Annotated in this window: 17 protein-coding genes and 7 tRNA genes; 2 read left to right on the forward strand and 22 right to left on the reverse strand. The window is 55.5% G+C overall.

The genetic code is table 11. The annotated features are described in order from the left end of the window. Positions 1-12: 12 nt before the first annotated feature. Positions 13-2595: a leucine--tRNA ligase gene (leuS, locus tag ACQUTP_RS10400; RefSeq protein WP_004885891.1), complete on the reverse strand. Its 2583-nt coding sequence runs from the start codon at positions 2593-2595 to the stop codon at positions 13-15. Positions 2596-2821: 226 nt separating this feature from the next. Between leuS and ACQUTP_RS10405 the strand changes: the two genes are divergently transcribed. After that, positions 2822-3304, forward strand: a complete 483-nt coding sequence (locus ACQUTP_RS10405) for a zinc ribbon-containing protein (protein ID WP_004885892.1) — start codon at positions 2822-2824, stop codon at positions 3302-3304. A gap of 77 nt (positions 3305-3381) precedes the next feature. On the opposite strand, the gene ACQUTP_RS10410 is transcribed toward ACQUTP_RS10405, so the two are convergent. The 11 genes from ACQUTP_RS10410 to miaB all read right to left on the reverse strand — a co-directional run bounded on the left by ACQUTP_RS10410 (position 3382) and on the right by miaB (position 16635). Then, positions 3382-5175, reverse strand: a complete 1794-nt coding sequence (locus ACQUTP_RS10410) for a filamentous hemagglutinin N-terminal domain-containing protein (protein WP_285755669.1) — start codon at positions 5173-5175, stop codon at positions 3382-3384. Between the two features lie 62 nt (positions 5176-5237). Then, positions 5238-6908, reverse strand: coding sequence for a ShlB/FhaC/HecB family hemolysin secretion/activation protein (locus tag ACQUTP_RS10415; protein ID WP_004885896.1), 1671 nt, complete (start codon positions 6906-6908; stop codon positions 5238-5240). 372 nt (positions 6909-7280) lie between these two features. Continuing rightward, entirely contained in the window at positions 7281-8006 is a 726-nt protein-coding gene (locus ACQUTP_RS10420) for an amino acid ABC transporter ATP-binding protein (protein WP_004885898.1), read from the reverse strand. Beyond that, positions 8006-8680 (reverse strand): glutamate/aspartate ABC transporter permease GltK, encoded by a 675-nt coding sequence (gene gltK / locus ACQUTP_RS10425; RefSeq protein ID WP_002894707.1) that lies wholly within the window; start codon positions 8678-8680, stop codon positions 8006-8008. The genes ACQUTP_RS10420 and gltK overlap by 1 nt, the downstream gene beginning before the upstream one ends. After that, positions 8680-9420 (reverse strand): amino acid ABC transporter permease, encoded by a 741-nt coding sequence (locus tag ACQUTP_RS10430; protein WP_002894709.1) that lies wholly within the window; start codon positions 9418-9420, stop codon positions 8680-8682. Before ACQUTP_RS10430 ends, gltK begins: the two co-directional genes overlap by 1 nt. Before the next feature lie 164 nt (positions 9421-9584). Continuing rightward, a complete protein-coding gene (locus ACQUTP_RS10435; protein WP_004885900.1) occupies positions 9585-10496 on the reverse strand; it encodes an amino acid ABC transporter substrate-binding protein in 912 nt (303 codons plus the stop codon). Between the two features lie 354 nt (positions 10497-10850). Beyond that, positions 10851-12389 (reverse strand): apolipoprotein N-acyltransferase, encoded by a 1539-nt coding sequence (gene lnt / locus ACQUTP_RS10440; RefSeq protein WP_428902391.1) that lies wholly within the window; start codon positions 12387-12389, stop codon positions 10851-10853. Positions 12390-12515: 126 nt separating this feature from the next. Then, the gene (gene corC, locus ACQUTP_RS10445) at positions 12516-13394 is read right to left on the reverse strand and encodes a CNNM family magnesium/cobalt transport protein CorC (RefSeq protein WP_004197606.1); all 879 of its coding nucleotides are present in this window, start codon (positions 13392-13394) and stop codon (positions 12516-12518) included. 146 nt (positions 13395-13540) lie between these two features. Next, positions 13541-14014, reverse strand: a complete 474-nt coding sequence (gene ybeY / locus ACQUTP_RS10450) for an rRNA maturation RNase YbeY (RefSeq protein WP_002894722.1) — start codon at positions 14012-14014, stop codon at positions 13541-13543. Then, a complete protein-coding gene (locus ACQUTP_RS10455) occupies positions 14011-15057 on the reverse strand; it encodes a PhoH family protein (RefSeq protein ID WP_004176871.1) in 1047 nt (348 codons plus the stop codon). The genes ybeY and ACQUTP_RS10455 overlap by 4 nt, the downstream gene beginning before the upstream one ends. A gap of 153 nt (positions 15058-15210) precedes the next feature. After that, entirely contained in the window at positions 15211-16635 is a 1425-nt protein-coding gene (gene miaB / locus ACQUTP_RS10460; protein ID WP_004885906.1) for a tRNA (N6-isopentenyl adenosine(37)-C2)-methylthiotransferase MiaB, read from the reverse strand. A 179-nt stretch (positions 16636-16814) separates the two neighbouring features. On the opposite strand from miaB, the gene ubiF reads away from it, so the two are divergent. Then, positions 16815-17990 (forward strand): 3-demethoxyubiquinol 3-hydroxylase, encoded by a 1176-nt coding sequence (ubiF, locus tag ACQUTP_RS10465; protein ID WP_023319974.1) that lies wholly within the window; start codon positions 16815-16817, stop codon positions 17988-17990. A gap of 119 nt (positions 17991-18109) precedes the next feature. On the opposite strand, the gene ACQUTP_RS10470 is transcribed toward ubiF, so the two are convergent. The 10 genes from ACQUTP_RS10470 to nagC form a co-directional block, all read right to left on the reverse strand. Continuing rightward, positions 18110-18184, reverse strand: a tRNA-Gln gene (locus tag ACQUTP_RS10470). 76 nt (positions 18185-18260) lie between these two features. Next, a tRNA-Gln gene (locus tag ACQUTP_RS10475) sits at positions 18261-18335 on the reverse strand. 47 nt (positions 18336-18382) lie between these two features. Next, positions 18383-18459 (reverse strand) — tRNA-Met (locus ACQUTP_RS10480). A 23-nt stretch (positions 18460-18482) separates the two neighbouring features. Beyond that, positions 18483-18557: transfer RNA gene (locus ACQUTP_RS10485), tRNA-Gln, on the reverse strand. Positions 18558-18593: 36 nt separating this feature from the next. Continuing rightward, a tRNA-Gln gene (locus tag ACQUTP_RS10490) sits at positions 18594-18668 on the reverse strand. A 23-nt stretch (positions 18669-18691) separates the two neighbouring features. After that, positions 18692-18776: transfer RNA gene (locus tag ACQUTP_RS10495), tRNA-Leu, on the reverse strand. A 9-nt stretch (positions 18777-18785) separates the two neighbouring features. Next, positions 18786-18862: transfer RNA gene (locus ACQUTP_RS10500), tRNA-Met, on the reverse strand. Between the two features lie 237 nt (positions 18863-19099). Beyond that, positions 19100-20764 carry an asparagine synthase B gene (gene asnB / locus ACQUTP_RS10505; RefSeq protein WP_102006650.1) on the reverse strand — a complete coding sequence of 555 codons (1665 nt, stop codon included), beginning with the start codon at positions 20762-20764 and terminating at the stop codon, positions 19100-19102. A 278-nt stretch (positions 20765-21042) separates the two neighbouring features. Continuing rightward, positions 21043-21795 carry an HAD-IIA family hydrolase gene (locus tag ACQUTP_RS10510; protein WP_004885918.1) on the reverse strand — a complete coding sequence of 251 codons (753 nt, stop codon included), beginning with the start codon at positions 21793-21795 and terminating at the stop codon, positions 21043-21045. A 119-nt stretch (positions 21796-21914) separates the two neighbouring features. Beyond that, on the reverse strand, positions 21915-23135 hold the full coding sequence (nagC, locus tag ACQUTP_RS10515; protein ID WP_004885919.1) for a DNA-binding transcriptional regulator NagC: 1221 nt from the start codon (positions 23133-23135) through the stop codon (positions 21915-21917). Between the last annotated feature and the right edge of the window lies 1 nt (position 23136).

Genomic DNA, 23136 nt, shown 5'->3' on the forward strand with positions numbered 1-23136 from the left:
TTCCTCCCGCGCTTAGCCAACGACCAGATTGAGCAGTTTACCCGGGACGTAAATCACTTTACGCACGGTTTTGCCGTCGAGATACTTCGCCACCAGATGCTCCTGGCCGGCGCGCTCGCGGACCTGCTCTTCAGTTGCGTCTACCGCAACGGTAATTTTACCACGAACTTTGCCGTTGACCTGGACGACGACGAGGGTGCTGTCTTCCACCATCGCGCTTTCATCCGCCACCGGCCACGGCGCGTTGTCGATATCACCTTCGCCGTTCAGCTCACGCCACAGGGTGAAGCTGACGTGCGGGGTGAACGGGTTGAGCATACGCACTACCGCCAGCAGGGCTTCCTGCATCAGGGCGCGATCCTGCTCATCTTCTTGCGGCGCTTTCGCCAGCTTGTTCATCAGCTCCATGATCGCCGCGATGGCGGTGTTGAAGGTCTGACGACGGCCGATGTCATCGGTCACTTTGGCGATAGTTTTGTGGATATCGCGACGCAGCGCTTTCTGATCTTCACTCAGCGCCGCCACGTTCAGGGCCGCAACGTCCCCTTTGGTGGTGTGTTCGTAGACCAGCTTCCAGACGCGTTTCAGGAAACGGTTCGCCCCTTCGACGCCAGATTCCTGCCACTCGAGGGTCATATCCGCCGGGGATGCGAACATCATGAACAGACGGACAGTATCCGCGCCGTAGCGCTCAACCATGACCTGCGGATCGATGCCGTTGTTTTTCGACTTGGACATCTTGCTCATGCCGGTGTACACCAGCTCGTGACCCGCCGCGTCTTTCGCTTTCACGATGCGGCCTTTTTCGTCACGTTCGACGATGGCGTCAACCGGGGAGACCCAGTTACGTTCGCCGTTTTCGCCTACGTAGTAGAAGGCGTCAGCCAGCACCATGCCCTGGCACAGCAGCTGTTTCGCCGGCTCATCGGAGTTGACCATCCCCGCGTCGCGCATCAGCTTGTGGAAGAAGCGGAAGTAGAGCAGGTGCATGATCGCGTGTTCGATGCCGCCGATGTAGATATCGACCGGCAGCCAGTAGTTGGCCGCTTGCGAATCCAGCATCCCTTCCTGATACTGCGGGCAGGTGTAGCGCGCATAGTACCAGGAGGATTCCATAAAGGTGTCAAAGGTGTCGGTTTCGCGCAGCGCCGGCTGGCCGTTAACCGTGGTTTTGGCCCATTCAGGATCGGCTTTGATCGGGCTGGTGATACCGTCCATGACTACGTCTTCCGGCAGGATCACCGGCAGCTGATCTTCCGGGGTCGGCAGCACGGTGCCGTCTTCCAGGGTAACCATCGGGATCGGCGCGCCCCAGTAGCGCTGACGGGATACGCCCCAGTCACGCAGGCGGTAGTTAATTTTACGCTCACCTACGCCCATGGCAGCCAGTTTGTCAGCAATAGCGTTGAAGCCCGCTTCATAATCGAGGCCGCTGAATTCGCCGGAGTTAAACAGGACGCCTTTCTCGGTCAGCGCCTGCTGGGAAAGATCCGGCTCGGAGCCGTCGGTGGCGAGGATCACCGGCTTGATGTTCAGCCCGTATTTGCTGGCGAACTCGTAGTCGCGCTGGTCGTGGCCCGGAACGGCCATCACCGCGCCGGTGCCGTACTCCATCAGCACAAAGTTAGCCGCCCATACCGGAATTTCTTCACCGGTCAGCGGGTGGATAGCTTTAAAGCCGGTATCGACGCCTTTTTTCTCCATCGTCGCCATGTCGGCTTCCGCCACTTTGGTGTTGCGGCATTCGTCGATGAAGGTGGCCAGCGCCGGATTGTTCGCCGCAGCCTGCTGCGCCAGCGGGTGACCCGCAGCGACCGCCAGGTAGGTACAGCCCATAAAGGTGTCCGGGCGGGTGGTATAGACGGTCAGCTTGTCGGCGTAGTTATTGACGTCAAAGGAGATTTCCACCCCTTCAGAACGGCCGATCCAGTTGCGCTGCATGGTCTTCACGGTGTCCGGCCAGTGGTCCAGCTTATCCAGATCGTTCAGCAGCTCATCGGCGTAGGCGGTGATTTTAATAAACCACTGCGGGATCTCTTTACGCTCGACTTTGGTGTCGCAGCGCCAGCAGCAGCCGTCGATAACCTGCTCGTTGGCCAGCACGGTCTGGTCGTTCGGGCACCAGTTCACTGCGGAGGTTTTTTTGTACACCAGGCCTTTTTTATACAGCTCAGTGAAGAACTTCTGCTCCCAGCGGTAGTATTCCGGGGTGCAGGTTGCCAGCTCGCGGCTCCAGTCATAGCCGAAGCCCAGCATTTTGAGCTGGTTTTTCATGTAGGCGATGTTGTCGTAGGTCCACGGCGCTGGCGCGGTGTTGTTTTTTACCGCCGCCCCTTCCGCCGGCAGACCGAACGCATCCCAGCCAATTGGCTGCAGGACGTTTTTACCCAGCATGCGCTGATAGCGGGCAATCACGTCGCCGATGGTGTAGTTACGCACGTGACCCATGTGTAGTCGACCAGAAGGATAAGGAAGCATCGACAGGCAGTAATACTTCTCTTTGCTCTCGTCTTCAGTTACTTCAAATGTACGATTTTCGTCCCAGTGAAGCTGGACTTTCGATTCTATCTCTTCCGGGCGGTATTGCTCTTGCATGGCAGCCAGTGGTCCTGTTTTCAATACAGCTACAAAATGTAGCCAATGGATGTGTTATTTCAGATCGGCATAGCATAGCCCAAACGCCAACGTCAAAACAGCCTTTCACACATTTACAGAGAGGAAAGCGGTGGAGAATATTTCGCGACTCTGTGGCTTGGCTGGCAGAGCTATCCGCAGATAACGGCTATCATAAGAAGAAGTTAACCACACCGGAGGCGAAAAGATGAACAAGGTTGCTCAGTTCTACCGAGAGCTGGTGTCGACGCTCAGCGAGCGGTTACGCAATGGAGAACGTGATATTGATGCGCTGGTGGAGCAGGCCAGGGTCAAGATTAGCCAGTCCGGCGAGTTAACGCAGAGCGAAATCAACAATGTGATCCGCGCTGTTCGACGCGATCTGGAAGAGTTCGCCCTCAGTTATGAAGAGAGTCAGGATGAGCTGACTGATAGCGTCTTTATGCGGGTGATCAAAGAGAGTCTCTGGCAGGAACTGGCGGATATTACCGATAAAACCCAGCTTGAGTGGCGCGAGGTGTTTCAGGATCTCAACCATCACGGAGTCTATCACAGCGGCGAAGTGGTGGGGTTGGGTAACCTGGTGTGTGAAAAATGTCATTATCACCTTCCGGTGTATACGCCTGACGTACTGCCGCGTTGCCCAAAATGTGGTCACGACCAGTTCCAAAGGCGGCCCTTTGAGCCATAAAGAGTAAACGCTAAACTCGGGATCTACTGCTGGCGCTGTTGACACCAGCAGTAGCTGTAATTTTAGTGTTTTATCAATTATTTGAGCGTGTTAATTTCAGTTGACTTGAAGTACTGATTTCCACCTATTTCACTCGCGTAGTTATGCGAAGCGTTGACGATCAATTTATTGCCGCTGAGCGTTCCTTTTTCACAGGTCATCATACCCAGGAATCCGCACTTATATCCGCCATTAACAATCTGTTTGGCATTTAACGTCATGGTTCCGTCAGCGTGGATGAGTTCGCGATTGATAATATTGCCTTTTTTGTTGGTATCAATGGTCATGTCACCAAAAGATTGAATCAGCCATTCATTAAGGAAATCAGATTTAGTATTGATACTGACAGTTCCGCCAATGATTTCTCCGCTGTTTTGCATTCCACTATGAGTAAAGTTCATGACTGCCTTATCGCCACGAATCGTACCGCCTTTATTATTAAAACTATTACTCTCTGCTGTCAGTTTATCTGTGACAAGGAGTTGGCTATCTCTATTAAATACCATGCTCCCTTTTGTTTGGATCGCAATATTACCACCTTTGATGGTCCCTGAGTTGCTTATCGCACCAGACGAAATCTCTCTGTCTTTGATAGACTGAATGGCGAGAGTTTCTGTTCCGTAGATGTTGCCTGTCACATTGAACGAGTCACCGCTAAAAGAGACAGTGGTATTTTTTGCGCGAGCAGAACCGCCGTTTTCGATATTTCCGAGAGCCCCTAACAATAATTGGTCGTCGGAAAGCAGATAGGAGCCGTATGATGTCTTCAAATTCCCGTTAGTGGTTACGCTTAACACCGTGTTGCTTCTTATAGTACCGTTATTCTCCAGATTCCCCGCGGAGTTAACCATCAGCTGCCTGGTGCCCGTAATAGCCCCATTGTTAGTCAGGGACTGTAAGCTGTTAATTATAGTCGTATTGGTTGTTGCTATACTCCCTGTATTTTTAAAGCTGCCGGCCGAAGTCATCTGCGTGAGCAGACCATTGCTGGTGATTGAGCCTTCGTTGACCAATGCTCCGCTGCTGGTCATCGACAGCATGCTGTTAGAAACAATGCTTCCTTTATTACGCACGCCCAAACCATAATCGTTACCCATCATACTGATGCTATTAGCTTTAATTCCGCCAAGATTACTAATGTCGATACTGTATTCAGGAAATAGCATCTGCATAATGCTTGGGGTTTTACCTGCGGAAGTCATCTTTTGTGTTGTGTTATCAAAGGTAAAACTTCCTGCGCCTAATGTAGCGTTGGCAGCGCTGAGCGTACCATTGATAGCAATAGTTTCCGCCAGCAGCAGGGCATAGTTGTTCGTGGCATCCATACCGTTCTTGCCGATAGTAATCTTGCCTTTACTGACGGTATAGGACCCGATCCCTCCGTTATCGTTAAGTTTCACCTGCCCGGTCGTTAATACTGCTGAATTGGTATTAATGAAGCTGCAGCCTGAGCAGGAGATACCGTTCGGGTTAGCGATAATAACATCGGCTTTTTGACCCGCGACTTCTATAAATCCGTTGAGGGAACTGGACTTATTTGAGGTCACTTCATTGAGAATAACGGATGCGCTGCCGTTGGTTAAATTATTATTCCTGGCAATATTGCCAAATTTGTCATGGGTAAGATCGTCGCCGCTGTTGTTCAAAATCATCCCGTTGCTGCCGACGTTAAAATCACGGTACATATTGTGAGATACGCCAGCCGCGTTAGGTTTTTCAATATCAACAACGGTTGTGCCTGATGAGTGCGTCCATGTGTTTGGGTCGGCATAGACAAACGATGAGCTAAGGGCTGCCGCGAGTGCGACATAAGTTAAATTAAATTTAAACATTCTATTATTCCTTTAATGAAGAGTGGTTGAGAAATGTTAGTTTTAAATTTTGCTTGTTGAAATTAATACCTCCATTGTAATGAGAAGCCCAGGTTAAGAGCATCGCTATGGAAACGAACGGGTTTGATTAAAGGGGTACTCATGAAAAAGTCATACTGCGTGGCGAGCAGCGAGCCACGAATACCGCTTACTGCGCCAGAAAGCGTTTTTCCCCTCTGGTATTGCTCGTTTCCTGTTATACGCCCAATATCTACACCAAAATAAAATTGGCGGTCAGGCGTCGGGATATCCCAGATAAAATCATTGCGCCAGTACCATCCCTGATTGCCGGACAGGCTGTTTTCCCCGTCGAACCCACGCACGGTCCAGCGACTGCCAATATTGAATTTATTATCCGAGGAGAGTGGGTCCGGGCTGAACTGCGCGCTCAATCGGGGCGCCCAGGTAAATGCGTCGCCAGCCGCGTCAAATTTCATCATCGCCTGCAGGTTCGCATGGACGATCCGCGACAGCGGGCTGTACATCCCGGCTTTCTCCTCCGGCGTTGCCGTTGAGCTGAGCCACGGCAGGCTGCGCTGGATGCCAATGCTGGCGTCGACGATTTTTTTATTAAAATAGTGCTGATGGTTGAGGGTAAGCTCCCATGATGGCGTTTGCTTGCGCATGACCTGCAGTTCGCTGCCGCCGAAGTAATAGTGCGAGGTGCTCTTGGCAATTCGCAGGTCGGCGGTGGTTTTTTGCTGGCGGGTATGGGAGAGCAGTCGGCTCAGCGTGGCGCTGTAGTAACGATTCTTGCTCTTATAATCCATCGTTGACCAGTTGCCGTTGAACTGCTGGCGATACTGGCTATATGCCCCGTAGGCGCTTAGTGACCAGTAGCCAAAGGGGATGGAGTAGTACAGGCTACCGTTATGGTTGCCGTCATTGTGTTGGTTGAATTCAATATCGCCCCCGCCGGAAATATACAGAATGTCGTTAAGAGTGGTCAGATCATAGAGATAGAGGGCGCCACCGGCCTGATAGCGGCCGCTGGCTTTGCTGCCGGCGTCGTCAAGCCAGGCGCCAAGCTGCCATTTTTTCTCCAGGCTGCGGGCGATCTGAAGATCGCTTTCCCCCTCGCGCTGGCCAGGCAGCAGTTTCATGTGCGCCGTAGAACCCGGCAGGCGCTGCAGATTGGCCATACCCTGCTCAAGGTCGCTTAAACGCAGGATAGCGCCGGGAGACAGGGGCAGTGAATTCCACAGACGGGTGATGTCTGATCCGCCGGCATAGTCGATAGCGCCCACTTTGCCATACTTCAGTGTCAGCCGGAGGATGCCTTGCTCCAGCGACTGGGAGGGAACATCAATCAGAGAGGTGATATAGCCTTGCACGATCAGTTCGTTTTGAAGCCTATACGCCAGCAGGCGTATACCCTCGCTACCCAGACAGCGGCCCTGTGCCTGCTGCGCGGTTTTCGCCAGTAATTTCCGGGTGAGCGCCTGGTTATCGGAATCGATGTCGACTTTATTGATTAATCTGCAATGTGCTTCCTCAGGAAAGTGGATACCCTGCGGCGCCCCGCGCTGTTGTGAGGACTGAAACTCCTGTTGCTGCGGGGTCAGCGCCTCCTGGCGAGCTTTATCCTGCTCGGTCTGATGAGCTGAGGTGGTCAATTGCGCAGCACTGACGGCAGAGGCGCCAGCCAGCGTTATAAACAGCAGCCCGGTGAGCGAGCGAGATCGAATTAACATGAAGCAATATCCATTTGTTTCATTGGTTCGGCGACGCATCAATACCATTACCTCTGGCAAAATGATTGATGGCCTTTATTTCGGCGCAGGCAAGGTCAGGCAAGGATATTATATTTAATTAATTCCATAATCATGCGACGAACCTGTTACGAGGTGTTATATGCTAGCGGTGGTGGAAATACCGGTCCACGAATTCATTAGTGATTTTTTTATGAATTGATCGATTTAATAAATAAGTTCAGCTTGTCTCGCTGAAGTTTATTTATTATGTAAATGATATTGGCGGTAATGGCGCGCACAAATAATATTGGCGAATAATATGGCGGGAAAGATAAACTGCGCATACCGGGTGGTATGCGCAGCGAATAACGATTAATGCAGAATTTTGGCGAGGAAATCTTTAGCGCGATCGGATTGTGGATTGGCGAAGAAGGCCTCTTTATCGGCATCTTCGACTATCTTTCCTTCATCCATAAAGATCACCCGGTTGGCCACCTTACGGGCGAAGCCCATTTCATGGGTCACTACCATCATGGTCATCCCTTCGTTGGCCAGTTCCACCATGACGTCCAGTACCTCGTTGATCATCTCCGGGTCGAGCGCTGAGGTGGGCTCATCAAACAGCATAGCGATCGGGTCCATACACAGGGCTCGGGCAATGGCCACGCGCTGCTGCTGGCCACCGGAGAGCTGCGCCGGATATTTTTCCGCGTGCGCCGCCAGGCCAACGCGCTCCAGCAGCTTGAGACCCTTCTTGCGCGACGACGCTTTGTCACGATTGAGAACCTTAACCTGCGCCAGCGTCAGGTTGTCGATAATCGACAGGTGCGGGAACAGTTCAAAATGCTGAAACACCATTCCGACGTGCGAGCGCAGTTTGGCAAGATTGGTCTTTTTATCGTTAACCACGGTGCCATCGACGATAATCTGCCCCTGCTGCACCGGCTCAAGGCCGTTTACGGTTTTAATCAGCGTGGATTTACCGGAGCCTGACGGCCCGCAGACCACCACGACTTCGCCTTTTTTCACTTCCGTGGAGCAATCGGTCAGCACCTGAAAGTGACCATACCATTTTGAAACGTTTTTCAGGGTAATCATTACACAGTCCTTTTCTTCAACCAGCTGACCAACAGCGAGGCGCTGAGGCTAATCACAAAATAGACGCCGCCCGCGAACAGGATCATTTCGACCTGGGTCCCGTCACGCTCGCCAATCGTGGAGGCGGTACGGAAGAAGTCGGCGAGGCTCAATACATACACCAGCGAGGTATCCTGGAACAGGACGATCCCCTGGGTTAACAGCAGCGGCACCATGGCGCGGAAGGCCTGCGGCAGGATCACCAGCCGCATCGACTGCCAGTGGGTCATTCCCAGCGCCAGCGCGGCGCTTGACTGGCCGCGGGAGATGCTCTGGATACCGGCGCGGATAATCTCTGAATAGTAGGCGGCCTCGAACATCGAAAAGGCCACCATCGCCGAGATCAGGCGAATATCCGTTTTCGGCGACAGTCCCAGCACGTTCTGCAGGAAGCCCGGGACAATCAGGTAGAACCACAGCAGAACCATCACCAGCGGGATAGAACGGAACACGTTAACGTAGGATTTAGCAAACCAGGCCAGCGGCAGAAAGCTGGACAGGCGCATGACCGCCAGCAGGGTGCCCCAGACGATGCCGACCACGATGGCGATCACCGTAATCTTCAGGGTGATCACCAGCCCTGCCAGCAGGTAGGGCATGGAGGGAACGATCGAACTCCAGTCAAAATCGTACATTATTTGCCTCCCATATTGCCAGGCAGGCGAACCTTACGCTCGACCACATACATAATCAGCATAATCACCGCGTTGATGAAAACATAGGCCAGGGTGATGGCGGTAAAAGACTCCCAGGCATGAGCTGAGTAGTCCAGCAGTTTGCCCGCCTGCGCGGCCATATCGGCCAGACCGATGGTGGAGGCGATGGCCGAGTTTTTCACCAGGTTCATCATCTCCGAGGTCATCGGCGGCACGATAACGCGATAGGCGTTCGGCAGCAGCACGTAGCGGTAGGTTTGCGGCAGGGTCAACCCCATCGCCAGACCGGCGTTCTTTTGCCCGCGCGGCAGCGACTGGATAGCGGCGCGTACCTGCTCGCAGACGCGAGCGGCGGTAAACAGCCCCAGGCACAGCATGGAGGAGACAAAGAACTGAATGTTTGGGTCCAGCTCCGATTTAAACCACATGCCGATATTTTCCGGCAGGAATTCCGGCACCACCAGGTACCAGGTAAAGAACTGCACGATCAGCGGCACGTTGCGAAACAGTTCGACATAGCAGGTGCCAATGCCCGAGAGGAAGCGATTGGGGACCGTGCGTAAAATGCCGAACAGCGAGCCGACGAGAAAAGCGATGATCCAGGCCGAGATGGAGAGGGCGACGGTGATCTGAAAACCGCTCCACAGCCAGCCCAGGTAGGTAGTGTTGCCGAAGGGGGCCTGTTGCAGGAATATCCCCCAGTTCCAGTCTATTGACATACATGACTCCTGGAAAAAAAAGGGTAGCCATTGCTACCCTCGAAGACGGTTGTCCAGCTTGTTTCGGTATTCGCGGCGGCTGGGGAACGACCAGCCGCCGTATAGTCTGTCCGTGCTGTGACAATCATCGGGAGGGCAGGATATCCCGCCCCTGGTTGTTATAATTAGTTCAGTGCTTTGTCATTAGGTGATTTGAACAGCGCTTTCATGTCGTCCGACAGCTCGAAGTTCAGGTTAAGATTTTTTGGCGGAATCGGGTTTTTGAACCATTTGTCGAACCACTTCGCCGCTTCGCCAGAGGTCTGGGCCTGGGCAACGGTTTCATCGACCAATGCCTTGAAGGTCGGATCGTCCTTACGCAGCATGCAGCCATAGGCTTCTTTCGACTGCGCGGTGCCGACGATTTCCCAGTTATCCGGTTTCTTCGCCTTGGCGCGTTCGCCGGCCAGCAAAGCGTCATCCATCATAAAGGCCACCGCGCGTCCGCTTTCCAGAGTACGGAAAGAGTCGCCATGATCTTTGGCGCTGATGATGCGCATATTCATTTTTTTCTCATCGTTCAGCTTATGCAGCAGGATCTCAGAGGTGGTCCCGGAGGTGACGACGACCGCTTTATCCTTCAGGTCCGGGAAATCTTTGATCGGGCCGCCCTTCTTCACCAGCAGACGGGTGCCGACGACGAAGATAGTATCGGAGAAGGCCGCCTGTTTCTGGCGCTCGAGGTTGTTGGTGGTAGAGCCGCACTCGAAATCAAAGGTGCCATTCTGCAGCAGCGGAATACGATTCTGCGAGGTGACCGGGATCAGTTTGACCTGCAGATCGGGTTTGTTCAGTTTTTTCTTGATGGCATCGACGATGGCGTTGGAGTAGTCCTGAGAGTAACCCACAACCTTCTGTTGGTTATCGTAGTAAGAGAAAGGGACGGAAGATTCGCGATGGCCGACAACGATAACGCCATTTTTCGCGATCTTATCCAGAGTGCTCTGGCCAGCCGCCGGGGCAGCATCTTCCGCCTGCGCCAGACCAGCGGTCATTCCCATTACCAGCATTGCCGTGGCCAGTTTACGTAATTGCATATCCAACTCCTTATCCGCAGCGTCACCGACGCTATTGATACCCATTGTGATTGTGTGTGTTGTTATTAGGGGCACGCATCCACGTGCCGCATTTGTATGTGTTTGTTAGCATTTAGTTTGGCTTAATGTAAATATTTTGCTGCTTTATTGTTTATTTTTGCGAAGCGCTCCGCACCAATGGGAGGCAAATATCTTCCATTGCACCAAAATAGCGCGACCACCGATCGTTTATGGTGCAACCCGGTTGCACTGGGCCGGAGGACGGCGCTACCCGATTAAATAAAGCAATGACTGTGCCAGGGTGGCAAATGACGGGAAGAAAAAAGCCGGCGACGGGCGTCGCCGGTAGAAAACTTATCGGCGACGCTGACGCAGGCTCATCAGCAGCGCACCGAAGCCGAGCAGCGCCGTCAGCGCCCACAGCGGCCAGTTGCCAGTGCGAGCGTAAGGGGTCATGCCGCTGGTGGGCGTCACGGTGGTGGTCAACACCTCACGGGTAAACTGCGGGATCATCTTCTGGATCTCGCCGCGCGGGCCGATCACGGCGGTAATGCCGTTGTTGGTACTGCGCAGCAGGGGGCGGGCCAGCTCCAGGGCGCGCATCCGCGTCATCTGGAAGTGTTGCCACGGGCCGATGGACTTGCCGAACCAGGCGTCGTTAGAGATGGTCAGCAGGAAGTCGGTATCCGGACGGAAGTTATCCCGCACCTGTTCCCCGAGGATGATCTCGTAGCAGATGGCCGCGGTCAGCTTCAGGTTATGCGCCATCAGCTGCGGCTGCACGTAGGGACCGCGGCTGAAGGAGGACATCGGCAGGTCGAAGAATGGCGCCAGCGGACGCAGAATCGACTCCAGCGGTACAAACTCGCCGAACGGCACCAGATGGTTCTTGTTGTAGCGGTTGGTCGAGTCGTAGCGGTACGGGTTATCTTTGCCGAGGGTAATGATGGTGTTGTAGGTGTCGTAGCGATTCTGCTTATTAAGACGCGCGTCGACGATGCCGGTGATCAGCGAGCTGTCTTTTGCGCGCAGCAGATCGTCCATCATGCTGAGGAACTGCTGCTGGTTGATCTCCAGATCCGGGATCGCCGATTCAGGCCAGATAATCAGCTGCGAGTGGCCGATATGCGGCTGGGTCAGCGCCAGGTAGGTTTTCAGGGTATTAACCAGCTGTTTCTCGTCCCACTTCATGGCCTGCGGGATATCGCCTTGCACCAGCGAGACCTGCGTCGCGCGCTCCGGCAGCAGCTGATACCACTGGATATAGCGCAGCGGGAACGGCAGGGCGAACAGCACCGCGGCGATCACCAGCGGCTTCCCGTTGCGCTGCACGAGGGCCAGAGCCAGCAGGCCGCTAACCATCATCAGCAGGAAGTTGATCGCCTCAACCCCCATCACCGGCGCCAGGCCTTTCAGCGGGCCGTCGATCTGGCTATAGCCGAACTGCAGCCACGGAAAGCCGGTCAGCACCCAACCGCGCAGGAACTCGGTGATCTGCCAGACGACGGGGGCGGCGATCGCCACCCGTAGCCAGCTGGTTTTGGGCCACAGCCGGGCGAGCAGGCCGGCAAACAGGCCGGTGTAGAGCGACAGATAGGCCGCAAGCAAAACGACGAGGAAGACGTTAACCGGACCCGGCATACCGCCAAACTGCGCGATACTGACATAAACCCAGTTGATTCCCGTGCCGAACAGGCCGAGTCCCCAGAAATAGCCGATGCCGGCGCTTTGCAGCGGGCGGCGGTTGAGGGTTAACGCCTGCAGACCGACCAGTGAAATAATCGCTGCGGGCCAGAAGTCGTAAGGTGAAAAAGCCAGCGTTCCGCTGGCTCCGAATAGCAGCGCCAGCAGCAGACGTACGCGCTGGCGTTCAAGAAGAGAGGCAAATACCATTTAGGCTAATCGTCCCGTAAATTAACGCCTGTTGCCACAGGCTATGCTGTTTGCCAGCCGGGGAGGGGACAACCGAGTATCGCCACGGTCTGTCTCCCGGCTGGCCGTGACCTTCAGCGCCGCCGCTTACTCTTCCAGCTTCGGCTGGGGAGCATCATCCGGCAGCTTAACATGCACCTGAATGATACGACGACTATCTGCCATTGCTACCTTGAATTGGTAACCATCAATGTCGATAGATTCGCCGCGAGCCGGCAGGTGGCCAAAGGCCTGCATTACCAGCCCGCCAATGGTATCCACTTCTTCATCGCTGAAGTGCGTATCGAAGGCGTCGTTGAAGTCTTCAATGGAGGCCAGGGCGCGTACCGTCCAGGTATGGCGGCTCAGCTGGCGGAAATCGATATCTTCTTCTTCGTCGTACTCGTCTTCAATTTCCCCGACGATGAGCTCAAGGATATCCTCGATGGTCACCAGACCGGAGACGCCGCCGAATTCGTCAATAACGATCGCCATATGGTAGCGCTGTGAGCGAAACTCTTTCAGCATGCGGTCGACCCGCTTGCTTTCCGGAACGACAACCGCCGGCCGTAACACTTTTTCCATGCTGAAGGCTTCGGCGTCGCTGCGCATAAACGGCAGCAGATCCTTGGCCATCAGAATCCCTTCGATGTGATCTTTATCTTCACTGATGACCGGGAAGCGCGAGTGAGCGGATTCGATGATGACATCGAGGCACTCGTCCAGCGTCTGATTGCGTTTCAGGGTAATCATTTGTGAACGGGGGATCATAATGTCGCGGACCCGCTGGTCGGCGATATCCATTACCCCTTCGAGCATGTCACGAGTATCTTCATCGATAAGGTCGTTCTGCCCGGAATCACGGATCAGCGCCAGCAGTTCATCGCGGTTTTTCGGTTCCCCGTGAAAGAGCTGGCTGAGTAACAGGGAGAAAAATCCCTTTTTGCTGTTTACTGTGTCACTACTGTGTGAATTGTCGTCGCTCATGGCGTCGTTTGGGTTCTCATGTTGATTTAATGTCGCTCGTCGCGCGTAAACTCAGCGCCGGACGGCATGGGTTGCCTGACGTTCAGGCGGGTAAAATGCATGAACAGCAGCCGGATGAGGCGCAAGCGCCACGATCCGGCAGGGGGCTATTCAGCAATCTTCTCGGAAATGTACGGGTCCTCATAGCCCAGAGCAAGCATTATCTCTGTTTCGAGGCCTTCCATCTCTTCCGCTTCGTCATCTTCGATGTGATCGTAGCCCAGCAGATGCAGGCTGCCGTGCACCACCATATGCGCCCAGTGCGCCTCCAGCGGCTTCCCTTGCTCGCTGGCTTCCTGCTCCACCACCTGACGGCAAATGATCAGATCGCCGAGCAGCGGCATTTCAATTCCCGGCGGCGCTTCAAACGGGAAAGAGAGGACGTTGGTCGGCTTATCCTTGCCGCGATAGGTCAGGTTCAGCTCATGGCTTTCTGCAACGTCGACCAGACGAATCGTTAACTCTGACTCCTCCTGAAACGGCGGAATGACGGCGTCGACCCAGCGTTGAAAAAGGGCTTCGTCCGGCAGGCCGCTGGTCTCTTCGCAGGCCAGCTGTAAATCGAGGATCACCTGACTCATTTTTGCTCCTGTTCCTGGGCTTCGCGTTTGCGCTCGGCGGCCAGTTCTGCTTTACGTTTTTGGTCTGCGGCTTCCCATGCCTCATAGGCGTTCACGATGCGGGCGACCACCGGATGGCGGACCACGTCTTCGCTATGGAAGAAGTTAAAGCTGATCTCATCGACTTCCGCCAGCACTTCGATGGCGTGGCGCAGACCGGATTTGGTGCTGCGCGGCAAGTCAATCTGCGTGATATCGCCGGTGATCACCGCCTTGGAGTTAAAGCCGATGCGGGTCAGGAACATTTTCATCTGCTCGATGGTGGTGTTCTGGCTTTCATCAAGAATGATAAAGGCGTCATTCAGCGTCCGTCCGCGCATATAGGCCAGCGGGGCCACTTCGATGACGTTACGCTCAATCAGCTTTTCCACCTTCTCAAAGCCGAGCATCTCGAACAGCGCGTCGTACAGCGGGCGCAGATACGGGTCGACCTTCTGGCTCAGATCGCCGGGCAGGAAGCCGAGCTTTTCACCCGCTTCGACGGCCGGACGGGTCAGCAGAATGCGGCGGATCTCCTGACGCTCCAGCGCATCAACCGCCGCCGCCACCGCCAGATAGGTTTTCCCGGTACCCGCCGGACCCACGCCGAAGGTGATGTCGTGATCGAGGATATTGGCGATGTACTGCGCCTGGTTCGGCGTACGCGGTTTGATCACCCCGCGCTTGGTCTTGATATTGACGGCTTTTCCGTACTCCGGCACGCTCTCGGCGCTTTGCTCAAGCACGCGCGCCTCTTTGATCGCCAGATGGATCTGCTCTGGTTCAATATCCTGAATCTGACCGCGCATCGGCGCCGTGTCGACATACAGGCTGCGCAGAATATCGGCGGCGGCGTGTACGCACAGGGCGCGTCCGGTCAGCTTAAAGTGATTGTCACGGCGGTTGATCTCAATGCCTAACCGACGCTCCAGCTGTTTGATGTTGTCGTCAAACGGGCCGCACAGGGCTAACAGGCGTGCGTTATCCGCTGGCTCCAGGGTAATTTCACGAGTGTCTATGTTCAAACTGTTCCTCTTTACGCAGGTGGCCGGACGCGGCGCGTGGCCGGCTAATCAGGAAATTATTTACGTCACAGGAAAATGGCGCAAGCATTGCTGTAGATATAGGGACGGAGAGAGGAATTACAAGGCCTGCCGGAACCGACAGGCCTGAAGGGATCACGGCTGATAGATACCCACGCCAAGATCGTTCTCTTTACGGGTGCGGGCAATCACTGATTCGGGTGATTCAGCGATACGCAGACCCATCTCCGCTTCGGTGCGCACGATTTTGCCGCGCAGCGAGTTGGTGTAAACATCGACAATTTCGACATCGACAAACTTGCCGACGAGGTCCGGGGTGCCTTCGAAATTGACCACCCGGTTGTTCTCCGTACGCCCGGAGAGCTCCATGATGTTCTTGCGCGACGTGCCTTCCACCAGGATGCGCTGTACCGTGCCGAGCATGCGACGGCTCCAGGCCATCGCCTGCTGGTTGATGCGCTCCTGCAGAATATACAGACGCTGTTTCTTGTCGGCATCCGGCACGTCGTCGACCATATCGGCCGCCGGGGTGCCCGGACGGGCGGAGAAGATAAAGCTGTAGCTCATATCGAAATTGACGTCGGCGATAAGCTTCATCGTCTTTTCGAAATCTTCCGTGGTTTCGCCGGGGAAGCCGACGATAAAGTCGGAGCTAATCTGAATATCCGGACGCGCTTCACGCAGCTTACGAATAATCGCTTTATACTCCAGCGCGGTATGGGTCCGTCCCATCAGGTTCAGCACGCGGTCGGAACCGCTCTGCACCGGCAAGTGCAGGAAGCTCACCAGCTCCGGCGTATCGCGATAGACGTCGATGATGTCGTCGGTAAATTCGATCGGATGGCTGGTGGTGAAGCGAATGCGGTCGATGCCGTCGATAGCGGCCACCAGGCGCAGCAGATCGGCAAAGCTGCCGGTGGTGCCGTCGTAGTTCTCACCGCGCCAGGCGTTCACGTTCTGGCCCAGCAGGTTGACTTCACGCACGCCCTGCGCCGCCAGTTGGGCGATTTCAAACAGGATATCGTCGCACGGGCGGCTGACTTCTTCACCGCGGGTGTAGGGCACCACGCAGTAGGTGCAGTATTTGTTGCAGCCTTCCATAATCGAGACAAAGGCGGTCGGGCCTTCGGCGCGCGGTTCTGGCAGGCGATCGAATTTTTCAATTTCCGGGAAGCTGATATCAACCACCGGGCTGCGGTTGCCGCGCACAGAGTTAATCATCTCCGGCAGGCGGTGCAGGGTTTGCGGCCCGAAAATAATATCGACATAGTGCGCGCGCTGACGAATATGGTCGCCTTCCTGGGAGGCCACGCAGCCGCCAACGCCAATAATCAGGTCCGGGTTCTTCTCTTTCAGCAGCTTCCAGCGTCCAAGCTGATGGAAAACTTTTTCCTGGGCCTTCTCACGAATTGAGCAGGTATTGAGCAACAGCACATCTGCTTCTTCCGCCACTTCGGTCAGTTGATACCCATGTGTCGCATCCAGCAGATCGGCCATCTTTGATGAATCATACTCGTTCATCTGACAGCCCCAGGTTTTAATATGGAGTTTTTTTGTCATTGACTTGCTCATGCTCAGTAATAGATATCCAAAACGCGGGGATATATACAGGGTGAATTTCGCATTCCAGGGCGCGTATTGTAATGCTTTGGTCGCCCCCTGACCAGTGCGAGCGTTATCACCGCAAGAGGGCGAAAAATCCGGTAAACTTAACGGATTCTGCTTTAAGGATAATAGCCATGACAATTCACGCAACAGATGTCGCCATCGTGGGCGGCGGCATGGTCGGCGGCGCCCTGGCGTTAGGGCTGGCGCAACAGGGATTTACCGTGACGGTGCTTGAGAAAACGGCGCCCCCGGCTTTCGATCCGGCATCCGCCCCGGATGTGCGGATCTCGGCGATCAGCGCGGCCTCGGTCGGCCTGCTGAAAAGCCTTGACGTCTGGGATGCCGTGCGGGCGATGCGCGTCCACGCTTACCGTCGTCTGGAGACCTGGGAGTGGGAGAGCGCGCACGTCGCCTTTGACGCCGCAGAGCTCAAGCTCCCAGAGCTGGGCTATATGGTTGAGAACAAGGTCCTGCAGTGGGGCCTGTGGCAAGCGCTGGCGGCGCACGAAGGGGTTACCCTCCGCGTTGGCGGCGAACTGGAGGCGATGCAGCGCGGCGAGGCGCAGACGGCGCTGCGTTTACGCGAGGGGGAGACGATCCACGCCCGGCTGGTTATCGGCGCCGACGGCGCCAGCTCTCAGGTGCGGGAGATGGCCGGCATCGGCGTGCATGCCTGGCAATATCAGCAGTCCTGTATGCTCATCAGCGTCCAATGCGCCGACGATCCCGGCGACAGCACCTGGCAGCAGTTTACCCCCAGCGGACCGCGCGCCTTCCTGCCGCTGTTCGACAACTGGGCCTCGCTGGTGTGGTATGACGCCCCGGCGCGGATCCGTCAGCTACAGGGCATGTCCATGCCCCAGCTTCAGCAGGAGATCGCCCGCCATTTCCCGGCGCGTCTCGGACGGGTGACGCCGCAGGCGGCCGGCGCCTTCCCGCTCACCCGGCGTCATGCGCTGCAGTATGTTCAGCCCGGTCTGGCGCTGGTGGGCGATGCGGCGCACACCATTCATCCACTGGCGGGGCAGGGGGTTAACCTTGGCTATCGCGATGTCGACGCCCTGCTGGAGATCCTGGCGCAAGCGCGCGGCCGAGGCGAAGAGTGGGCCAGCCTGCCGGTGCTCAAGCGCTACCAGGCGCGGCGGCGGGCGGATAATTTTATTATGCAGTCGGGGATGGATCTGTTTTACGCCGGATTCAGCAATGACCTGGCGCCGGTGCGGATGCTGCGTAATATTGGCCTGATGGCGGCCGAACGCGCCGGGGTGCTGAAGCGTCAGGCGCTGAAGTATGCGTTAGGCTTGTAACTCCGGCTTCCCGGGCGGGGGCGTAGTGGAAAGCGCCTGCCCGGCAGTCAGTGACGCGCCAGGATGGCTATACGCCAATAGCAAAAAAGCCCACCGAGGTGGGCTTTTTTGCATTTAAGTGGCTGGGGTACGAGGATTCGAACCTCGGAATGCCGGAATCAGAATCCGGTGCCTTACCGCTTGGCGATACCCCAATTGTCTGTTGCGCCTGACCGACACTATCCCGGTTTAAGAGCAACAGTGCGTTCATTGCTGAACGACTTTTTAATTTGGCTGGGGTACGAGGATTCGAACCTCGGAATGCCGGAATCAGAATCCGGTGCCTTACCGCTTGGCGATACCCCAACAAATTGTTTGCGGATTTATCGATGTGTATCGATACGTCCCGAATATGGTGGCTACGACGGGATTCGAACCTGTGACCCCATCATTATGAGTGATGTGCTCTAACCAGCTGAGCTACGTAGCCAAATTGTCTTACTGTTTCTTCGATGGCTGGGGTACCTGGATTCGAACCAGGGAATGCCGGTATCAAAAACCGGTGCCTTACCGCTTGGCGATACCCCAATACCGTCGCGGTGACCCGCAAATATCGAAGAAATATGGCTGGGGTACCTGGATTCGAACCAGGGAATGCCGGTATCAAAAACCGGTGCCTTACCGCTTGGCGATACCCCATCCGTACAACGCTGACTGGTGAATGGTGCGGGAGGCGAGACTTGAACTCGCACACCTTGCGGCGCCAGAACCTAAATCTGGTGCGTCTACCAATTTCGCCACTCCCGCAAAAAAAGATGGTGGCTACGACGGGATTCGAACCTGTGACCCCATCATTATGAGTGATGTGCTCTAACCAGCTGAGCTACGTAGCCATCTTTTTTTCGCGTAACCTTATCGGCGTTGCGGGGCGCATTATGCGTATTGGGCCTGCGAGCGTCAACCTCTTTTTCAAGGAAAATCGTTGTAATGTGACTGTTTGGTTAGGTTGCGAACAGCTCGCTGCAATAATCGGCAATTATTGGTTATTTATCGTTTTTCAGCGGCATAATTCCCGCAAAAAGAAAACGGACCCCGGAGGGTCCGTTTCGCGTTTCAACGCCTGTCAGGGCTTATTTATAGGCCGACTGGTGGACGCCTACCGCGCGGCCTGACGGATCGTTCATGGTTTTGAATGCTTCATCCCACTCAATGGCTTTAGCAGAAGAGCAGGCCACCGACGGACCGCCAGGAACACACTCCGCCGCGCTTGGCAGCGGGAACAGCTCTTCGAAGATCTCGCGGTACAGATAGCCTTCTTTGGAGGTCGGCGTGTTGTACGGGAAGCGGAAGCTTGCGGTTTCCAGCTGCTGGTCGCTGATCTGTTTCGCGGCCACTTCTTTCAGCGTATCGATCCAGCTGTAGCCGACGCCGTCAGAGAACTGCTCTTTCTGGCGCCAGGCAACGCTGGCCGGCAGATAGGATTCAAAGCATTCGCGCAGCACGTGTTTTTCCATTTTGCCGTTGCCGCACATCTTATCCTGCGGGTTGATGCGCATCGCCACGTCGAGGAACTTCTTGTCAAGGAACGGTACGCGGGCTTCCACGCCCCAGGCGGACATCGCTTTGTTGGCGCGGGCGCAGTCAAACATATGCAGCGCCTGCAGCTTACGTACCGTCTCTTCGTGCAGTTCTTTGGCGTTCGGCGCCTTATGGAAGTAGAGGTAGCCGCCGAACACTTCGTCCGAGCCTTCGCCGGAAAGCACCATTTTGATGCCCATGGCTTTAATTTTCCGCGACATCAGGTACATCGGCGTCGAAGCGCGAATAGTGGTCACATCGTAGGTTTCGATGTGATAGATAACGTCGCGGATCGCATCCAGCCCTTCCTGGACGGTAAAGTGAATTTCATGGTGCACGGTGCCGAGGTGGTTAGCCACTTCCTGCGCCGCTTTCAGGTCAGGAGAGCCTTCCAGACCGACCGCGAAGGAGTGCAGCTGCGGCCACCAGGCTTCGCTACGCTCCTGATCTTCAACGCGACGGGCGGCAAATTTCTTGGTGATGGCGGAGATGACCGAAGAATCAAGGCCGCCGGAGAGCAGCACGCCGTAGGGGACGTCGGACATCAGATGGCTTTTCACCGACTCTTCCAGTGCCTGGCGCAGCTCGTTCTTATCGGTAACGTTGTCTTTTACCGCGTCGTAATCGAACCAGTCGCGCTGATAGTACTGGCGAATTTCACCGTCTTTGCTCCACAGGTAGCTCCCCGCCGGGAACTCTTTAATGGTGCGGCACACCGGCACCAGGGCTTTCATTTCAGAGGCGACATAGAAGTTGCCGTGTTCGTCATGGCCCATATACAGCGGGATAATGCCGATATGGTCGCGGCCGATTAAGTACGCGTCTTTTTCGCTGTCGTACAGGGCGAAGGCGAACATCCCCTGCAGGTCGTCGAGGAACGCCGGGCCTTTTTCCTGATACAGCGCGAGGATCACTTCGCAGTCGGAGCCGGTCTGGAACTGATAGCGGTCGCCATATTCCGCGCGCAGCGCCTGATGGTTGTAGATTTCGCCGTTAACGGCCAGCGCATGGTTTTTTTCGGCGTTGTACAGCGGCTGAGCGCCGGCGTTGACATCGACAATCGACAGGCGCTCGTGCGCCAGAATCGCTTTGTCGCTGGCATACACGCCAGACCAGTCCGGACCGCGATGGCGCATCAGGCGGGAAAGCTCCAGCGCCTTTTTACGCAGCTCGCCTGCGTCAGTTTTAATATCCAGTACGCCAAAAATAGAACACATAGCCTTCTCCATTACCCTGTCGTGTTTGATGTTGTGCTGGCTTCGTCTCGTGGCGAAGCCTGAGTGCGTGCTTAAGAAAATGCCGTAAAGGGGGAGCAGGCGCAAGGGTTTTACGGCCGGAAAAAGAAAAAACGCAACTGCGATTGTTGAATAGTAAAAAAAGAGTATCTTTTGAACGGCTTCATTGAAGAATACGCAATTTTAAGCCGTTTTTATTAGATATGGTACTTTTGGCAGGCGTCAAAAATGAACAACCACGTCCTGAGACGTGGCTGACATTAGAAAATATCGATTTCCGCGACGGAGGGGTAGATCCACGACGGGCGGAACGGCATGCTGTCGATGTCGTCGAGGGTTGAGACTCCGGAGAGCACCAGAATGGTCTCCAGCCCCGCCTGGAAGCCAGCCAGAATGTCGGTACGCAGATTGTCGCCGACAATCACCGTCTGTTCGGAGTGGGCCTGCATTTTGTTCAGCGCTGAGCGGATGATCCACGGGCTGGGTTTACCGACGTAAAACGGCTTACGGCCGGAGATCTTCTCGATCCCGGCGCACAGGGCGCCGCAGGCCGGGTAGAAGCCGCGACCGTGAGTATCCGGGTTAGTGGCAATGAAGCGGGCGCCATTGGCGACAAAGAAGGCCGCCTTATGCATCATCTCCCAGTTAAAGGAGCGGGTTTCCCCGACGATGACAAAATCCGGGTTGACGTCGGTAATGGTAAAGCCGGCTTTGTACAGCTCGTGGATCAGCGCCCCTTCACCCACCACATAGGCTTTCTTACCTTCCTGGCGGCGCAGAAAATCGGCCGTCGCCATCGCCGAGGTGTAGAAGGCGCTATCCGGAACCTCAATCCCGGCGGTGGCGAAACGGTTCGCCAGATCCTGGCCGGTTTGCGACGGGTAGTTGGTCAGCATCACCAGCGGCATGCCTTTCTCGAGGATGCGCTTGATAAACTCGGCAGCGCCGGGAACGGCGACGTTATCGTGCATCAGCACACCGTCAATATCACAAATTATGTTTTGAATGGTCATGGTGGGTCCAGAATCATTATCAAAGACGAAACTATACGCGTCATTGATGAGGTTTCACACCTCTGACGGGCGATGCCCGCCAACGACAGAGCGACGCGCTTATCAATAAAGGGGGGCGGTTAGCTCTCAAGCAAGCGCTGCAGCAGCGTGCCATTGAGCATGGCGCGTTTGACCAGCGCGAAGGCGCCAATCGCTGAGCGATGATCGAGGGTGGAGCGCACCACAGGCAGGTTCTTACGAAACGCCTTCAGCGCCTGGGCGTTAATGCAGCCCTCAATGGCCGGGAGCAGCACTTTCTCGGCTTCCACAATTTCGCCGGCGATGACGATTTTTTGTGGATTGAACAGGTTGATGGCGATGGCGATCGTTTTTCCGAGGTGACGCCCTACGTACTCGACCACTTCGCAGGCCAGGGCATCGCCTTTGTTGGCCGCTTTGCAGATGGTTTTGATGGTGCAGTCATCGAGGGTCAGACGGCTCTGATAGCCCTGCTCCAGCAGGTGGCGAACGCGATGTTCGATGGCGGCATTAGCTGCGACGGTCTCCAGACAGCCAAAGTTGCCGCAGTGGCAGCGCTCGCCCAGCGGGTCGACCTGAATATGGCCGATTTCGCCGACGTTGCCGTTACGGCCGATAAAAATGCGTCCGTTGGAGATGATCCCTGCCCCGGTGCCGCGGTGCACGCGCACCAGAATGGAGTCTTCGCAATCCTGGCTTGCGCCAAAATAGTGCTCGGCCAGCGCCAGGCTGCGGATATCGTGTCCGACAAAGCAGGTAACGTTGAAGCGTTTTTCCAGCGCCCCGACCAGGCCCCAGTTTTCCACCGCAATGTGCGGCATATAGCGGATCACCCCGCTTTCCGGATCCACCAGCCCCGGCAGGATCACCGAGATGGCGATCAGCTCGCGAATTTTGCGCTGACAGTTTTCAATAAAAGTGGCGATGATATTCAGCAGGGCGTGTTCCAGCGTTTCCTGGGTGCGCTCGGGCAGCGGGAAATGCTCCTCTTCCAGGGTCTTGCTGCTTAAATCATAGAGGGTGAGAGTGGCGTCATAGCGGCCAAGGCGCACGCCAATGGCGTTGAAGTTGCGCGTCTCCGCAATGATGGAGATGGCGCGGCGCCCCCCGGTGGAGGCCTGCTGATCGACTTCTTTGATCAGGCCGCGCTCAATAAGCTGACGCGTGATTTTGGTCACGCTGGCAGGGGCAAGCTGGCTTTGTTCCGCGATCTGAATGCGCGAGATAGGCCCATGCTGGTCAATCAGGCGGTACACGGCCGCGCTGTTCAGTTGTTTTACGAGGTCAACGTTACCAATTTGAGCTTGTCCGCCTGCTGTCATA

Source organism: Klebsiella sp. 2-CIP_Kleb., assembly GCF_050378715.1.
Taxonomy (GTDB): domain Bacteria; phylum Pseudomonadota; class Gammaproteobacteria; order Enterobacterales; family Enterobacteriaceae; genus Klebsiella; species Klebsiella quasipneumoniae.

Coding starts and splice junctions, on each gene's coding strand:
- leuS (WP_004885891.1), bottom strand. CDS start 2,595: ATGCAAGAGCAATACCGCCCGGAAGAGATAGAATCGAAAGTCCAGCTT.
- ACQUTP_RS10405 (WP_004885892.1), top strand. CDS start 2,822: ATGAACAAGGTTGCTCAGTTCTACCGAGAGCTGGTGTCGACGCTCAGC.
- ACQUTP_RS10410 (WP_285755669.1), bottom strand. CDS start 5,175: ATGTTTAAATTTAATTTAACTTATGTCGCACTCGCGGCAGCCCTTAGC.
- ACQUTP_RS10415 (WP_004885896.1), bottom strand. CDS start 6,908: ATGTTAATTCGATCTCGCTCGCTCACCGGGCTGCTGTTTATAACGCTG.
- ACQUTP_RS10420 (WP_004885898.1), bottom strand. CDS start 8,006: ATGATTACCCTGAAAAACGTTTCAAAATGGTATGGTCACTTTCAGGTG.
- gltK (WP_002894707.1), bottom strand. CDS start 8,680: ATGTACGATTTTGACTGGAGTTCGATCGTTCCCTCCATGCCCTACCTG.
- ACQUTP_RS10430 (WP_002894709.1), bottom strand. CDS start 9,420: ATGTCAATAGACTGGAACTGGGGGATATTCCTGCAACAGGCCCCCTTC.
- ACQUTP_RS10435 (WP_004885900.1), bottom strand. CDS start 10,496: ATGCAATTACGTAAACTGGCCACGGCAATGCTGGTAATGGGAATGACC.
- lnt (WP_428902391.1), bottom strand. CDS start 12,389: ATGGTATTTGCCTCTCTTCTTGAACGCCAGCGCGTACGTCTGCTGCTG.
- corC (WP_004197606.1), bottom strand. CDS start 13,394: ATGAGCGACGACAATTCACACAGTAGTGACACAGTAAACAGCAAAAAG.
- ybeY (WP_002894722.1), bottom strand. CDS start 14,014: ATGAGTCAGGTGATCCTCGATTTACAGCTGGCCTGCGAAGAGACCAGC.
- miaB (WP_004885906.1), bottom strand. CDS start 16,635: ATGACAAAAAAACTCCATATTAAAACCTGGGGCTGTCAGATGAACGAG.
- ubiF (WP_023319974.1), top strand. CDS start 16,815: ATGACAATTCACGCAACAGATGTCGCCATCGTGGGCGGCGGCATGGTC.
- asnB (WP_102006650.1), bottom strand. CDS start 20,764: ATGTGTTCTATTTTTGGCGTACTGGATATTAAAACTGACGCAGGCGAG.
- ACQUTP_RS10510 (WP_004885918.1), bottom strand. CDS start 21,795: ATGACCATTCAAAACATAATTTGTGATATTGACGGTGTGCTGATGCAC.
- nagC (WP_004885919.1), bottom strand. CDS start 23,135: ATGACAGCAGGCGGACAAGCTCAAATTGGTAACGTTGACCTCGTAAAA.